Origin of the sequence: Hymenobacter jeongseonensis (assembly GCF_015694725.1) — a bacterium.
In the GTDB taxonomy this organism is placed as follows: domain Bacteria; phylum Bacteroidota; class Bacteroidia; order Cytophagales; family Hymenobacteraceae; genus Hymenobacter; species Hymenobacter jeongseonensis.
On sequence record NZ_JADQDQ010000014.1, the window covers coordinates 66,404 to 82,428 of the forward strand.

General features: G+C 59.6%; 10 protein-coding genes. 7 read left to right on the forward strand and 3 right to left on the reverse strand.

The features are described from left to right. Positions 1–69 precede the first annotated feature (69 nt). Complete coding sequence (locus I2I05_RS19600; RefSeq protein ID WP_196283956.1) at positions 70–2,679, reverse strand: M14 family metallopeptidase; 2,610 nt, start codon at positions 2,677–2,679, stop codon at positions 70–72. Positions 2,680–2,925: 246 nt separating this feature from the next. Between I2I05_RS19600 and I2I05_RS19605 the strand changes: the two genes are divergently transcribed. Then, on the forward strand, positions 2,926–3,189 hold the full coding sequence (locus tag I2I05_RS19605; protein WP_196283957.1) for a hypothetical protein: 264 nt from the start codon (positions 2,926–2,928) through the stop codon (positions 3,187–3,189). 211 nt (positions 3,190–3,400) lie between these two features. Here the strand turns inward: I2I05_RS19605 and leuS are convergent, their stop codons facing one another. Continuing rightward, a complete protein-coding gene (leuS, locus tag I2I05_RS19610; RefSeq protein WP_196283958.1) occupies positions 3,401–6,184 on the reverse strand; it encodes a leucine--tRNA ligase in 2,784 nt (927 codons plus the stop codon). A gap of 232 nt (positions 6,185–6,416) precedes the next feature. On the opposite strand from leuS, the gene dnaG reads away from it, so the two are divergent. The 5 genes from dnaG (at position 6,417) to I2I05_RS19635 (ending at position 13,477) form a co-directional block, all read left to right on the forward strand. After that, on the forward strand, positions 6,417–8,498 hold the full coding sequence (gene dnaG, locus I2I05_RS19615; protein ID WP_196283959.1) for a DNA primase: 2,082 nt from the start codon (positions 6,417–6,419) through the stop codon (positions 8,496–8,498). 94 nt (positions 8,499–8,592) lie between these two features. Further along, positions 8,593–9,657 carry a potassium channel family protein gene (locus I2I05_RS19620; RefSeq protein ID WP_230688438.1) on the forward strand — a complete coding sequence of 355 codons (1,065 nt, stop codon included), beginning with the start codon at positions 8,593–8,595 and terminating at the stop codon, positions 9,655–9,657. 89 nt (positions 9,658–9,746) lie between these two features. Then, on the forward strand, positions 9,747–10,973 hold the full coding sequence (locus tag I2I05_RS19625) for a glycosyltransferase family 4 protein (protein WP_196283960.1): 1,227 nt from the start codon (positions 9,747–9,749) through the stop codon (positions 10,971–10,973). Beyond that, entirely contained in the window at positions 10,973–12,169 is a 1,197-nt protein-coding gene (locus I2I05_RS19630; RefSeq protein ID WP_196283961.1) for a glycosyltransferase, read from the forward strand. Before I2I05_RS19625 ends, I2I05_RS19630 begins: the two co-directional genes overlap by 1 nt. Positions 12,170–12,247: 78 nt before the next feature. Continuing rightward, on the forward strand, positions 12,248–13,477 hold the full coding sequence (locus I2I05_RS19635) for a bifunctional 3,4-dihydroxy-2-butanone-4-phosphate synthase/GTP cyclohydrolase II (RefSeq protein WP_196283962.1): 1,230 nt from the start codon (positions 12,248–12,250) through the stop codon (positions 13,475–13,477). A gap of 171 nt (positions 13,478–13,648) precedes the next feature. Here I2I05_RS19635 and I2I05_RS19640 read toward each other — a convergent pair whose 3' ends face one another. Then, positions 13,649–14,956: a competence/damage-inducible protein A gene (locus tag I2I05_RS19640; protein WP_196283963.1), complete on the reverse strand. Its 1,308-nt coding sequence runs from the start codon at positions 14,954–14,956 to the stop codon at positions 13,649–13,651. Between the two features lie 111 nt (positions 14,957–15,067). Here I2I05_RS19640 and I2I05_RS19645 point away from each other — a divergent pair, with 111 nt between their 5' ends. Continuing rightward, positions 15,068–15,943: a DUF4197 domain-containing protein gene (locus I2I05_RS19645; RefSeq protein WP_196283964.1), complete on the forward strand. Its 876-nt coding sequence runs from the start codon at positions 15,068–15,070 to the stop codon at positions 15,941–15,943. The last annotated feature ends 82 nt before the right edge of the window (positions 15,944–16,025 follow it).

Below are 16,025 nucleotides of genomic sequence, written 5' to 3' on the forward strand. Positions count from 1 at the left end.
AGTGTTGCGGTAGAGATGCTTCGACTTCGCTCAGCATGACGGTCTTTTTGCCCGTTATCGGTAGTTTTTCTACTGCCCAACCAGGAAAACGGCGTTGCCGAAGAGCAGCTTGCCGCCTTGCCAGAAGGCCCGGAACAAGGGGTTGTCGCCCAAATAAACGACTTGGCCCTGCCCCAATTCTTGGGTGCCGACGACGAACGTATCCGCCAACTCCTTGCGGGCCTTGGCGCCGATGAAACCGGCCGAATAACTGTCCTTCTTGATAACGCCCACGTTCCAGCCGCCTTTGCCCATGAACCGGTAGTTGAGCGGGGTGCGAATGAGGGCAAAGTAGGTGCTGCCGTAGCCGAAGGCCAGCGGGTGGGTGTTATCGAGCTGCACCCGGTACACGCTGCCCTGCACGGCTTCGCCGGCTTCTTCGCGGTCGGCGTCGCCGTAGCGGCGGAGTTGCCGATAGGGGTTGGCTCTTTCTTCCTTGCGCACAGCCACTGAATCGATGGTTTTCGCTTTCAGCAGAAAGTCTTTTTTCGACGACAAGTACTTCGCGGCGCCTTCCAGGGCGATGAGCTTGCCGCCGTCGCGCACCCAGGATTTTAGGTTTTCGAGGGCTCGGTCGGGGTAAATGTCGCCGTAGTTGCCGTTAGGTAGCACCAGCACGTCGTATTTCTGCAGGGACACGCGGCTGAGGTAGTCGCTGCCAATCACCGTGACGGGGTAGCCGAGCTGCTGCTCAAAAAAGTGCCACACTTCGCCAAAAGCGGTAGCATCGATGCCGGGACCGGCCACTACTGCTACGTTGGGCTGCTTCACAAAATGCACGGTGCCCGAGCCCAGGTCGCTGCCGGAGGTGGAGAAACCGGATTTTACGGCCGTGACCACGGTGCCGGCCGAGTCGGCCTGGGCGCGCACCAGTTGGTCGAAGCGGGTGCCCATGGCTTCGTTGCCGGTGCGGGTGATGACCAGCGTGCCGGGGGCATATTTCTGCCCTTCGGCCTCAAATTCTTTGCTGGCGTAGCGCACCTTCACTTTTTGCTGCAGCAGGCGGCTGAGGAAGCGCACGTCCTGCAGGCTGTTCCAGCGGGCCAGGTAGGCATAGGGGCGCTCGGTGGTTGCGGCGGCGCTGCCCCGCACCATGGCAGGGCTGGGTGTGGTGCCGGAGGCCGCGAGCCTGCCCGGCAGGGCGTAAGCTTTTACGCCAAAAGCGTAGGGCAGCGCCCAGGACGTGATGTCATAAGTCAGCGAATCTTCGAGCTGCGGGCGGGGCTCAAACATGACTTTCACCAGCGTGGATTTGGGCTGGTACATGCTCACTACCACGTCGCGGGGCTCAATTTGCACGGTTTCATTTTGGCCGGTGGCGTAGTTGAAACCTTTGGTTTTGGTGCGCTTGGGGGCGTAGCCGTAGCTGATTTGCTGGCGGTCGAGGTATTGGGTGAAGGCGCGGAGCTGGCCGGGGTCGTTGCCAGCCGCAACGACATAGGTTTTGTATTCGCCCTGCGGCTTGGTTTTGGCGTTGGTAAAGTAGGCCTGGAACTCGCGCAGCAGGTCGTCGTGGCGCTCGGCGGTGGCCTGAATGGTGGCGCGACTGGCGGCGTGGTGGTGGGCAATGCGCTGGTTGAGCGTCAGGGTGTCGCCGTCCTGCCGGGCGAAGGCCACACCGGCCGGGCCGCCGCCGCCTTGCTCGTAGGTCATGCCGATGGCGCCGTTGAAAGTCGGCCAGGTGTCGCCGTAGGTGGGGGCGTATAAATCGTACACTTCCCGGGTGAAATAGAGCCAGTTATTCTTGTCGAAAGCGACTTTGTTGTAGTCGCCCAGAATGTTCTGAAACTTGCGCTGCCAGGGTGTAATGTCGGCGTGGAAGGGCTTGGCGGCGGGGGAGAAGTAGTAGGAGTTATTCGGCCCCATCTCGTGGAAATCGGCGTGCACGGCGGGCAGCCACTGGTTGTAGAGGGCAATGCGCTGGCGAGATTCCAGCTGAGTCTGCCAGGCCCAGTCGCGGTTCAGGTCGAAGAAATAGTGGTTGAAGCGGCCGCCGGGCCAGGGTTCGTGGTGCTCCCAGGAATCGGGGTTGGCGTTGGTGGTTTGGTTGTGGACGCGGTTGTACCAGTTGGCGTAGCGGTCGCGGCCGTCGGGGTTCACGCAGGGGTCCACGATGACGACGGTGTTTTTCAGCCAGTCCTGCATTTGCTGGTCCTGGGGGTTGGCAAGGTCGTAGAGCACCTGCATCACCGTTTCCGACGACACGGCCTCGTTGCCGTGCACGTTGTAGCTCAGCCAGCACACGGCGGGCTGCTGGCGCTGCGCCGTGCCGGCTTCTAGGCCAGCCAGCCGCAGGTTGTTGTGGCGCACATCTTCAAGGCGGCCGAAGTTATCGGCGCTGGCCACTTGCACTACTTCCAGCGGGCGCTTTTCGTAGGTGCTGCCGTAGCGCACCAGCTTCATGCGGCCGGGCGTGTGGGCCACCACGTGGTCGACGTAGCGCAGAATCTCGGCGTGCGTGGTGAAGCGCGAGCCAAGTTTGTACCCTAAAAACTGGTCGGGCGTGAGCAGGTCATCAGTTGCTGAAACGGAAGCAGTTTGAGCCGGACTTTCAAAAGCCAGAAAAATGCTTAGGAGCCAAAAACTCCAGATGCGCAAGGCGCGAAGCGGCAACTGCCTAACGGGTACGAATGGCTTCATAAAGAGGGTATAGGCGTGAAATGTGTTTCGCATCGCCCATACAAATATGCAGGACGAAGCCCGCCGGAAGTGCTAAGGCATAAGGGCATTTCCAAGCCCAACAGGGAGGCAGAAATGACGGATGGGCCAGGTTGCTACCGCAAGTGGACCCGTGCCAGTCGGTAAGCTCGGCCGAACATGTGCGGATTGGGCTTCGTTGCATGGAAATCAGCCTGCATATGGTTCCACCTCCACAGCTTTTCAATCATGCCTTCCTCCAAACCTACTCCGGTCACCGACCTCACCCAACTTGTGCGCTACATCCTGACCATCGATAACATGCACGGCCCCGACTCCATCGCCCAAGTGCGCGACCGGTTAATGGGCCTCGGCCTAGTTGTCGACCGAGTGGTTGAGGGCGAGGCCGAAGTGGCCGCCACCAGCAGCACCGGCCCGGGCCTGGACGCTATTCGCGCCGCGCTACAAGCCGGCGGCTTTCGACTGATGGACGCCGATACGCAAGTCGGGTAACGGCTCGTTGCGGGATTACTCCGAACCCCCGTCCGTCGTGCTGAGAGCATACGAAGCATCTCAACTGCTTCGTATGCGCCGTTTAACGTGGAGATGCTTCGAATGCGCTCAGCATGACAAACGTTTTTATTTACAGGCGAATACCGATGTTAATAAAAAAAGGCCCGCTGTAATTACAGCGGGCCTTTTTATTGATAATTAACAGGGTTGATTACACGACCACGTTCACCATGCGGCCGGGCACCACAATTACCTTCTTGGCCGATTTACCTTCGCCGAAACGGGCCAGGAAATCGGAGGCCAGTACGCCGGTTTCAATTTCGGCGGCTGTGGCAGTGGCGGGAAATTGCAGTTGCTCGCGCACCTTGCCGTTGATGGCGATGGGGTACACCACGGTATCTTCCACCAGATACTCCTCGCGGAATTCGGGGTAGCTGGCGCTGCTGATGCTGCCGGCCTCGTGGCCCAGCTCCTGCCATAATTCCTCGGCCAAGTGGGGCGCGTAGGGCGAGAGCAAGACGGTGAGCGGCTCCAAAATGGCGCGTTTGTGCGAATTGAGGGCAGTCAGTTCGTTCACGGTAATCATGAACACACTCACGGAGGTATTGAAGCTGAACTTATCGATGTCTTCCTGCACCTTGCGGATGGCTTTGTGCAGGACCTTGAGCTCGACGGGCGTGGCGGGCTCGTCAGTCACGGCCAAGTCGCCGTCTTCGGGGTGGAAGAGACGCCAGAGCTTCTTGAGGAAACCGCTCACGCCGCTGATGCCGTTGGTGTTCCAAGGCTTGTATTGCTCCAGCGGGCCAAGGAACATTTCGTAGAGCCGCAGGGCGTCGGCGCCGTATTTGCCAATCAGCACATCAGGGCTCACTACGTTGTACTTTGACTTCGACATTTTCTCGATTTCAACTCCACACAAATAGGTGCCGTTGTCTTCCAGAATGAATTCAGCGCCGCCATACTCTTCGCGCCACTTTTTGAAGGCTTCAATATCGAGCACATCGTTCTCTACGATGTTCACATCGGCATGCAAGGCAGTCGTTTCGTACTGGTCTTTCTTTCCCAGAGAAACGAATTTATTGGTGCCGTTGATGCGGTACACAAAATTCGACCGCCCCAGAATCATCCCCTGATTAATCAGTTTCTGGAACGGCTCGTTGCTACTCACGAGGCCCAAATCCTTCAGAAACAGATACCAGAAGCGGGCATACAAAAGGTGGCCGGTGGCGTGCTCGGCTCCGCCCATGTAAAGGTCCACGTTGCCCCAGTATTTCTCGGCTTCTTCCCCCACGAAGCGGGCTTCGTTGGTGGGGTCCATGTAGCGGAGGTAGTACCACGACGAGCCCGCCCAGCCGGGCATGGTGCTCAACTCGTAGGGGTACTGGCCGCGGTAGAGCCAGTTTTGCGCCCGGCCGAGGGGCGGCTCGCCGGTTTCGGTGGGCTTGTACTCGTTGATTTCGGGCAGCACCAGCGGCAAGTCGGTCTCGGCGATGCCGTAGGCGGTGCCGTCCTTGTAGTAAATCGGGATGGGTTCGCCCCAATAGCGCTGGCGGCCGAAAATGGAGTCGCGCAGACGGAAATTGACTTTGCCCTTGCCCAGGCCTTTCTCTTCGAGGAAGGCAATGAGTTTGGGGGTAGCTTCCTTGTAGGTTAGGCCGTTGATGATGCCGGAGTTGATATAGCGCCCTTCCTTGGTGGGGTCGGCTTGTTGGTCAAGGCCTTGTTGGGCGTCGGAAATGGCCGGGATGGGCAAGCCGAAATGTTGCGCGAAAACATAGTCGCGCTGGTCGCCGCTGGGCACGGCCATCACGGCGCCGGTGCCGTAGCCGGCCAGCACGTAGTCGGCCAGCCAGATTTGCACGGGCTCCTGGTTCACTGGGTTCAGGCCGTAGGCGCCGGTGAATACACCCGACACCGTTTTGGTATCGGCCATGCGGTCACGCTCCGAGCGGCGCTTGGTGGCGGCGATGTACTCGTCCACGGCCGCGCGCTGGCCGGGCGTGGTGAGTTCATCGACCAACTCGTGCTCGGGCGCCAGCACCAGGAACGTAGCGCCATAAATCGTGTCAACTCGGGTGGTGTAAACCTTGATTTGGGCGTTTTTGTGGTCCTGCACCGGGAACGTTACTTCGGCCCCGATGCTCTTGCCAATCCAATTGCGCTGCATTTCCTTCACCGCATCGGGCCAGTCGAGGGTATCGAGGCCTTGCAATAAACGGTCGGCGTAGGCCGTGATGCGCAGGTTCCACTGGGGCATGAGGCGGCGCTCGACGGGGAAGCCGCCGCGTTCCGAAAGGCCGTCCTTCACTTCGTCGTTCGAGAGCACCGTGCCAAGACCGGGACACCAGTTCACGTAGGTGTCCTGCTGGTAAGCCAAGCGGTAGGGGTGCACGGCCGCCAGTTTTTGCTGTTCGGTGAAGAGCTGCCACTGGCCGGCGGTGAATACCTGGCGCTCGTCGGCATCGCCGGCCGCGTTGATGCCTTCGCTGCCGCGCTCGGCAAAGCGGGCGGTGAGGTCGGTCAGCGGCTCGGCTTTATTGGTGTCAAGGTTGTACCAGGAATTAAACAGCTTGAGGAAAATCCACTGCGTCCACTTGTAATAAGCGGGGTCCGAAGTACGCACTTCGCGGCTCCAGTCGTAGCTGAAACCCAAGCTGCTGAGCTGCTTGATGTACGTCTCAATGTTTTGGTCGGTGGTCAGGGCCGGGTGCTGGCCGGTCTGAATGGCGTACTGCTCGGCGGGCAGGCCAAAGGAGTCGAAACCCATGGGATGCAGCACGTTGAAGCCATGCAGGCGCTTAAAGCGCGTCACGATGTCGGAGGCAATGTAGCCGAGCGGGTGCCCAACATGCAGGCCCGCCCCGGAAGGGTACGGAAACATGTCAAGCACGTAATACTTAGGCTTCTCGGAGTGGTTATGGGCCTGGAACGTGCTGTGGGCTTTCCAGTGGGCCTGCCACTTCTTTTCAATTTCTTCGGGACGGTATGCGGGCATCTTGCGCGGAGTTTATTCCAGGCAAAGGTAGGACGTAGGAGAAAGTAGGGCGAAATTTGTTGGCGTTAGCGCCAGTCTCTTAATTAGGCCGTCATGCTGAGCGCAGTCGAAGCATCTCTACCGCTTCGTTGAATCCGTCAGTGCGTATCGCGGTAGAGATGCTTCGACTGCGCTCAGCATGACGGCCTTTTTGCCAAAACGCTCACGATAAAAAGCCGTTACCCTGCCGCCCATGGCCCGCATCCCCAAAGAACTAGTAGACCATATTATCCAGACTGCCGACATCGTGGAAGTCGTCGGCGACTTTGTGCAGCTCAAGCGCAAGGGCCAGAATATGTGGGCGCCGTGCCCGTTCCACAACGAAAAATCCCCTTCCTTCTCCGTAAATCCGGCCAAGTCGCTGTACAAGTGCTTCGGCTGCGGCAAGGCCGGCGGCGTGGTGCAATTTGTGATGGACGTGGAGGGTACTAGCTACGTGGAGGCCCTGAAATACCTGGCCAAGAAGTACGCCATTACCATTGAAGAGGAGGAAAAAACGCCCCAGCAGCAACTTGAGCAAAACGAGCGGGATTCCCAGTTCATCGTATCCGACTTCGCCAAAAACCACTACCATCGCCTGTTGCTGAACTCCGAAGAGGGGATGAGCATCGGTTACGGCTACCTCAAGGAGCGAGGCCTAAACTTGGCCACCATCCAGCAGTTCGAGCTGGGCTACTCCCTCGATAGCTGGGACGACCTAATGAAAACGGCCGAAAAGGCTGGCTACGACAAAAAATATCTGGAGAAGTCCGGCCTCATCGTCACTAAAACCGACGACCAAGGCCACGATACCGGCCGGCGCTACGACCGGTTCCGAGGCCGCGTCATGTTCCCGATTCACAACATCAGCGGCCGGGTGGTGGGCTTCGGGGCGCGCACCCTGAAGCGGGATGATAAGATGGCGAAGTACCTCAACTCGCCCGAATCGGATATTTACCACAAGTCCGATGTACTTTATGGCCTGTTTCAGGCCCGCCAGGCGATACGAACGGAGGAAGTCTGCTACCTCGTGGAAGGCTACCTCGATGTATTGTCTCTATACCAAGGCGGCATCAAAAACGTGGTGGCCTCGTCGGGCACCTCGCTCACCGAGGGCCAGATTCGGCTCATCAAGCGGTATTCGGATAATGTGACGGTGCTGTATGATGGCGACGCGGCCGGAATCAAGGCTTCGTTGCGCGGCACCGATTTGCTGCTCGAAAGCGGCCTGAACGTGCGCGTGGTGCTGTTTCCCGACGGCGACGACCCGGACAGCTACATCCGGAAAGTGGGCGACCAGCGCTTTGCCCAGTACATCGAAAAAAGCAGCCAGGACTTCATCACCTTCAAAACCACACTGGTGGCCCGCGAGGCCAGCAACGACCCGGTGAAGAAGGCCGAAGCTATTCGCGACGTGCTCAACAGCATTGCCAAAGTGCCCGATGCCATCAAGCGGCAGGTATTTTTGCAACAAACGTCGGCCACGTTCGGCATTGATGAGCAAGTGCTCATCACCGAATACAACAAGCTGGTGAAGGCTCCGGCCGCCAAGCAAGCCAGCGGCAACGCGGGCAACTACGGAAACGGCGCGGGCAGCGCCAACACGGGCTATCCGCCCAGCGGCACTGCCCGGCCGCCCGCCCGCCCGATGTCGGACGAAGAAGAAGCCGAAATGCTCATGTACGGCGGCCACGAGGCCACCGTGGAAGTGCTGGGCGCAGGAGTTTCCTTCCAGCCCGCCAAGCCTGCTGCGGCGGACGATGAAGACACGCCCGACGTGCTTAAGCTCTGCGAGCGGGAGGTGCTGCGGCTGCTGGTGCTGTACGCGGGCCGCGAGGTTGACCCCGAAATCAGCGTGGCGGCTTATCTGATGGGCCAACTCGGCGAGAACCCCCTCACGGTGTCGCTCTACGCCGAAATGTGGGAGATTTGCCGGCAGGAGCTGCTAGCCAACCGTTTCCCAGACGCCCGCCTGCTGGCCCAGAACGAGCGCGCCGAAATTCGCAGCCTCATCACGGACCTGGCCACTGAACGCTACGAAATCAGTCCGAACTGGCGCATCAAGGAAATATACGTCCTCAACGAAGTGGACCTGCCCAAGCAGGCCTGCGACAACGCCGTGCTCCGCCTCAATAAGGTGCACGTGCAGCGCGAGCTGGATATTTGCCTCGAACGCCTGCGACACCCGCTGCCGGACGCCGAAATGTTCGAAATTCTGGGCGATATCAAGCGCCTCAAGGAGCTGGACAATGAACTGGCCGCCATGCTGGGCACGGTGGTGGCGCGGGGCACCTGAGGGGTTCAATTGCGATAAATGAGATGCTTGCCACAGCCACCTTCGGTTCGTTGGCACTGAGCATGACGTTCTTGCAGCTTCCCTATCAAATTACATGATAAAACGCATCAACATCAACCGCCTGATTCTGGCCGGCATCCTCTCGGGGTCGAGCCTGATGTTCGGCATGTTGGGATTCACCTTCATTGAGAATTACGGTCTCATCGATGCGTTTTACATGACGGTGACCACCATAGCCACGGTAGGCTTTGGTGAAATTCATCCGTTTTCGGCGGCGGGGCGACTATTTGTTTCGGTCTTTATCATCTACAACCTGGTGGTAGTGGCCTACCTCGTGTCGGTCCTTTCCGCGTTTATCTTTGACGGGCAGCTGCAAAAAATCTATCGAATGTTCCGGACCGACCAGGAAATTAAGCGCTTTAGCGGGCACGTCATCGTCTGCGGTTTCGGGCGCAATGGCCGCCGGGCTTACCAGGAGTTGCGCGCCAGCGGGGCCCGCGTGGTGGTCATCGAATCGAGCGAGGAACTGATGAAGAGCATCACCGATGGCCACACCGGCGAAGACTACGACGGCGAAGGACTGGCGGGCGGCAAAATCTTCACCGTTTTCGGCGACGCTACCTCCGACAACGTGCTCAAGCAAGCCGGCGTGGAGCGGGCCTCGGCCCTTATCACCTCGCTGCCCAAGGATGCCGACAACGTGTTTGTGGCGCTTTCGGCCCGCGCCCTCAATCCGCGCCTGAAAATCATTGCCCGGGCTTCGCTGAAAACCTCCGAAAGCAAGCTGCTTTTTGCAGGGGCTAACTCGGTGGTGATGCCCGATGAAATCGGGGGCTCGCACATGGCCAAGCTGGTGGTGCGCCCCGAAGTCATCCGGTTCCTGGACCTGATTTCGGGCTTGAGCGCCGACAAGCTCCGCCTCGAAGAAATGACGTTTGAGCAACTGCGCAAGGACCTACGGGGCGCCAGCATCCGGCAGCTGGACGTGCGCTCCCTCACCGGGGCCACCGTGATAGGCATGCGCACGGCCAGTGGTTCGCTGTTGGTAAGTCCGCCGATGGACTACGTGCCCACTCCGGGCGACGTGCTGCTGGTGTTGGGCAGCGAGGAACAAATTCAGCGCTTCGAAGTAGCGTTTCGACACTTGGAGATTAAATAAACCCCAGGATTAAGCTCCTCATCAAGTTGCAACCCCTTGCTTACGGTCAACGGAAATTGCGATTTTGGGGGAATTGCTGACTAAAAAATATGCACATCCTGCAACTCATACCCCGCGTTCCGTTTCCGCTGACTACCGGGGGCGCCATTGCCATGCACGATGTAGCGGCCGGGCTGGTGCAGGCCGGCCACCAAGTCACGATGCTGGCCATCAACACGCCCAAGCATCACCAGCCCGCCAATGCCCTCGACCACCTAGGCCCCAACTTCCGACTGGTAACCGTGGAAGTGGATACAGACATTTCGCCCCGCCGGGCCCTAAAAAACCTGCTCTTTAGTCGCCAGCCGTACATTGCCGAGCGGTTTATCAGCCCCGCCGTGGGGGAGAAGCTACTCGAATTGCTCCGTACCGAAGCCGTGGACGTGGTGCAGATGGAAGGCACTTTTGTGGCCTGGTATGCCGAGTTTCTGGGCCGGCAGCACAGCGCCGAGCTGGTGGTGCCGCCTTTGGTACTGCGGGCCCATAACCTGGAATTCACCATTTGGAAAGCGCTGGCTGGCCGCGAGGGCAACTTTGTGAAGCGCGTGCTCTTGCGCACCATGGCCGCCCGATTGGAAAAATTTGAGCGCCGCCACTTGCCGCAGTTCGACGCCGTGGCGGCCATCACCGCCGCCGATGCCGAGCGCCTGCGCGCATTGGGCTGTCCGGAGCCCGTGGTATTTATTCCGGCTGGGGTGGAAATGGACCGTTTTCGGCCCGACCCCAGCATCCGCCCCAAGCCGCGCACGCTGTTCATGATTGGCTCGTTGAACTGGCTGCCCAACCTGGAAGGCCTCGAATGGCTGCTGCGCGAGGTATGGCCCACCATTCACGCCGAAATGCCGGATGTGGAGTTGCACGTGGCGGGCAGCGGCACGCCCGCCAGCCTACTAGCGCCGCGCACCGATAATGTGGTGGTGCACGGCTTCGTGAAATCGGCCCCCGGCTTCATGCAGCAATACGACCTGATGCTGGTCCCCCTGCTTAGCGGCGGCGGCATGCGCATCAAAATCATCGAAGGCATGACGTTGGGCAAAGCTGTGCTAAGCACGTCGCTCGGAGCCGAAGGCATTGCCGTGCGCGATGGAGAGGCCATTCTGCTGCGCGATTCGGCCGCCGCGTGGATAGATGCGCTCCGGGCCTGGGGCCGCGGCGAGGTGAGCACGGCGGACATAGGCGCCGCGGCTGCCCGCATCGCCACCGACCTGTACGATAACCGCCGCGTCACGCAGCGCTTCGTGGCATTATATGAGCGGCTGCGGCCCGTCGAAGCCTGATGATGGTAGCGGTGCTCTTGGTGGTGTTTTGGGCTTGTTTGCTGCTGGTGGCGCACACATACGTGCTGTATCCGTTGCTGCTGCAAGTGCTGGCCCGCGGCCGCCACCAAAACCAAAACGTATTCGCGCCCGCGGCCGCCGGCCTGCCTGCCGTGGATATTCTGTTGGCAGCCCACAACGAAGAGGCCGTGATAGCGGAGAAAGTCCGCTCCACGTTTGCTACCACATACCCGCTCGACCGGTTGCGGCTGTTGGTGGGTTCCGATAATTCCTCGGACCAAACCAACGCATTTTTAGCAAAACTGGCCACAGAATACCCTCAATTGCGCGTAGAGACCTACACCGAACGCACGGGCAAGCCCGGTGTTATGGAGAATCTGGCCCGGCAAGCCACGGCGCCTATCCTGGTGCTCACCGATGCTAATGTGTTTTTTGCGCCCGACACGATTTATCATCTAATCAAGCATTTCCAACACTCAGCCATCGGCCTGGTGGGCGGCAATATTCTTAACCCCGACCACCGCGCCGACGGCATCTCGGGCCAGGAGAAGGCCTATCTGGAGCGCGAAAACCTAATCAAGTACCAGGAAGGTGTGTTGTGGGGAAGCATGATGGGCGCTTTTGGTGGCTGCTTTGCCGTGCGACGGGCATGCTACCACCCGGCGCCCGCGGCTTTTTTGGTCGATGATTTTTACATCACGCTGGCCGTGCTGCGCGACGGCTACCAAGCCATTAACGAGCTGGAGGCGGTGTGCTACGAAGACGTTTCGGACCGTTTGCCGGAGGAATTTCGGCGCAAAGCGCGCATCTCGGCCGGCAACTTTCAAAATCTGAAGGCGTTCCGGGCCGTGCTCTGGCCACCGTGGCGGGGCGGGGCGTTTGCACTGTGGTCGCACAAGGTGCTGCGCTGGTACACGCCGCTGTTGCTGTTGTTACTGCTGCTGGCTACGGCCGGTTTGGTTGTGAGCGGAGCCGGGTGGTTTTTTCAGCTGGCGCTGGCAGGTCAACTGGCTTTGCCCTTGCTGCTGCTTGTGGATGGCGGCTTGCGCTGGGTGGGCTGGAATTCGCGCTTGCTCCGCTTCGTAACCCATTTTTACAGCATGAACGCCGCACTTTTGCTCGGCTATGTCCGATATTTGCGCGGCGTCAAAACCACTATTTGGCAGCCCACGCAGCGCTTCCAGCAGGGGCGGTAGCGGCCCGGCGCATTTGGCACCCGGAGGTGGGCTAACTTTGCGGCGGCTCCCGTTGTTATGGCCCGAAATACCCCATCCATGCTTGATACCATCGAATCCGCCATTGCCGATATCCGCGCTGGCAAGGTTGTAATCGTCGTTGACGACGAAGACCGAGAAAACGAAGGCGACTTTATCTGCGCCGCCCAATGCGCCACCCCGGAAATCATCAATTTCATGGCCACCCACGGCCGTGGTTTGGTTTGTGCTTCGCTGCCCGAGCAGCGCTGCGAAGAACTTGGCCTCGACCTGATGGTTGGCCACAATACTGCCTTGCACGCCACGCCCTTCACGGTTTCAGTTGACCTACTCAAGAATGGCGTGACCACCGGCATCTCGGCTTCCGACCGCAGCAAGACCATTCTGGCGCTCATCGACCCCGCCACCAAGCCCGAAGAATTGGGTAAGCCGGGCCATATTTTCCCCCTCAAGGCCCGCAAGGAAGGCGTGTTGCGCCGCGCCGGCCACACCGAAGCCGCAGTTGACTTGGCCCGACTGGCTGGCTTTGAGCCGGCCGGCGTTCTGGTCGAAATCCTCAAAGAAGACGGCGAAATGGCCCGGCTGCCAGACCTGGAAATCGTCGCCAAGAAATGGGACCTCAAGCTGATTTCGGTGCAGGACCTCATTAAATACCGCCTTTCCAAGGAAAGCCTCATTCACCGGGATATTTCGGTGAAGATGCCGACCGAATGGGGTGATTTTGACTTGTACGCATACACCCAGCGCAGCAATGGTATCCTGCATTTGGCCCTGGTAAAAGGCGATATCAGCGGTTCAGAGCCGGTGTTGGTGCGGGTGCACAGCTCCTGCGTGACCGGCGATATTTTCGGTTCCTGCCGTTGCGACTGCGGTCCCCAGCTCCACCAGGCCATGCGCCAGATTGAGAAAGAAGGCCGCGGCGTAATCGTTTACATGAACCAGGAAGGCCGCGGCATTGGCCTCATCAACAAGCTAAAGGCCTATAAGCTGCAGGAGCAGGGCCGCGACACCGTACAAGCCAACGAAGACCTCGGCTTTAAGAGCGATGAGCGTGACTACGGCGTGGGTGCCCAAATCCTGCGCGACCTCGGCATCACCGAAATGCGCCTGCTTACCAACAACCCCCGCAAGCGCACCGGCTTGGTGGGCTACGGCCTCACCATCGTGGACACGTTGCCCATTGAAATTGATTCGAACCCGCACAACGAGGCCTACCTCACCACCAAGCGCGACAAATTGGGCCACGACATCATGCGTGAAGTAACCAGCGACGCGCCCGAAGCGGCGTAGGTTCACTCTCCTCACGAGTGGTGCGAAGTAATGTGCATCATTCGCAGCGCTTTATTTTACAAATTCAAAAAGCCCCGACACTGCGAAGTGCGGGGCTTTTTTGTTGACTTTACGCAGCGTCAAGTTGAGAGCGAGTTGTCACGGCTTGCGGCCAAGCCACGACGTATGGCCTCAAATTTCCATTGCCGCCAATTGCTGCCGCAACATGGTGAGCAGCGACTGGGCGGCATATTCCACGTTCAGCCCGCGGCCGCGGTCTAGCACGTACTCCTTGCTGATGGTTTGAGTGGCATCGGCGTAGGCGAGGCATACGGTTCCTACTTTCTTGGTGTCGGTGGCGCCGCCGGGGCCGGCAATGCCGCTGGTGGCTACGGCCACATCGACGCCGAGGCGGCGGCGGGCGCCCTCGGCCATTTCGCGTACGGTGGCTTCGCTCACGGCGCCGTATTGGGCCAGCGTGTCGCGTTGCACGCCCAACTCGCTTTGTTTGATGTCGTTGTGATATGCCACGATGCTGCCGCGAAAGTAGGCCGAACTGCCCGGCACGCTGGTGAGGCGGTGGGCCACGAGGCCGCCCGTGCAGCTCTCGGCGGTGCCGATGGTGAGATTTCGCGCTAGCAACAGCTGGCCAATGGCCGCTTCGAGCGGGGTTTCTTCTTCGGCAAAAATGTATTCTCCGATGCGCTCGCGCAGGGCCGGCAGCAGGGCCAGCATGCGGGCCCGCAAGTCGGGCAGGCCGTCGGCGGTACCGGTGAGGCGCAGGCGCACGGCCCCGAAGCTGGGCAGGTACGCCAGCTTTATATTAGCCGGCAACGCTTCTTCCCAATCGGCAATTTTGGCCGCCAGAAACGATTCGCCCAATCCGGCCGTCATCACCACCACGTGCTCGATGGGGGCCAGGTGAAACTGCGCTTGCAGGCGGGGCAGAACGTGGTCAGTCATCAGCCGCTTCATTTCAAACGGAACGCCGGGCATGCTCACAAACACCGTCCCCTGCTCGTTAAACCACATACCGGGCGCGGTGCCCACCGCGTTGTGCAGCACCTCGCAGTTGCTGGGAACCAGGGCCTGTTGGCGGTTCACGTCGAGCATGGGGCGCTGGAAGCGTTGGAATATTTCCTCTACGTGGCGCAGCGTGGGCTCGTGCATCACCAGCTCGGCGCCAAAGTAGCGCGCCAGTACGTGTTTGGTCAGGTCGTCTTTGGTGGGGCCCAGGCCGCCGGTAATGAGCACGACCTGGGCGCGCTGCCGGGCTTGGTCGAGGGCAGCCACAATTTCATCGGCCCGGTCCGAAACCGAAGAAATCTGGCGCACGCGCAATCCCAGCTTTCCCAGTTCCTGGCCCATAAAAGCCGAGTTGGTGTCAATTACTTGCCCGTACAGCAGCTCATCGCCGATGGTCATAATCTCAACATCGGGCGGGGCGGCGGGCGTACTTTGAACGGGCAGATGGTCGTTGACAGGCACTGGGGAAGTCATATGGAGGAGCTAAGAATAGGTTTGGCCGCAAAATTGTCTTCAATTTGCATACGCGGCGGTCCAACGACAGCCATAGGGGCTTTCTGGTTTTCCCGCCGCGCCTGTTTTTTCATGTTTACTCGCATTGCCAGCGTCCTGCTGGTAGCCGGCCTCTTGGCCCTGGCGGCCCCGGCTGCCCACGCTCAAACCACCACCGCCAAAAAAGCAGCAGCTGCTAAATCTGCCGCCGCGAAGAAAGCAGCAGCGAAGAAAGCGGCCGCTAAAAAAGCTGCTGCTGCGAAAGCCGCTGCCGCCAAAACCGCCGCGGCAAAAGCAGCCGCTGCCAAAACTGCCGCCGCCAGTGCTGTCGTTGCTACGCCCGCACCTGCTGCTGCGCCACTCACCGAATCCGTAGCCAGCGCGGGCATCAAAGACGCCTTAAATAAGGGGATTATCAAGGCGGTTCAGTTTGCCTCCGAGCCCGATGGGTTTAATTTGAACGACGAGATTCGCATTCCTTTCCCGGAGGATGCCATTCTAATGAAAACGACGCTGAGCCGCTTTCCGGGCATGAATACGCTGGTGGAATCCTTCGAAACCCAGCTCAACCGCGCGGCCGAGGCGGCCGCGCCCAAGGCCAAGGATATTTTCCTCAACGCCCTTACCAATATCAGTATTTCGGATGCGCTGTCGCTGGTTACCAGCAGCTCTACGGACGCCGCTACGCAGTTTCTGCGCAAGTCCACCGAGGCCCAGCTCATCGCGGCTTTCAAGCCGGATATCAGCGCCGCCATCGACCAGGTAGGCGCCGGCAATGCCTATAAGAAAATGACCAGCCAATACAACCGCATTCCGCTCATGACGCCTGTGCAAACGGACCTGTCGGCCTACACCACTCAAAAAGCGGTGGATGGCTTGTTCATCCTCTTGGCAAATGAGGAAGGAAAAATCCGTAAAAACCCAGCCGCCCGCACCTCCGAAATCCTCAAGCAAGTATTCGGCCGGTAGCCATTATTGCGCCGCCTTGCCGGAGCATCAAAAAGCCCCTGCCGGATATCCGGCAGGGGCTTTTTGATGCTCCGGCAAGGCG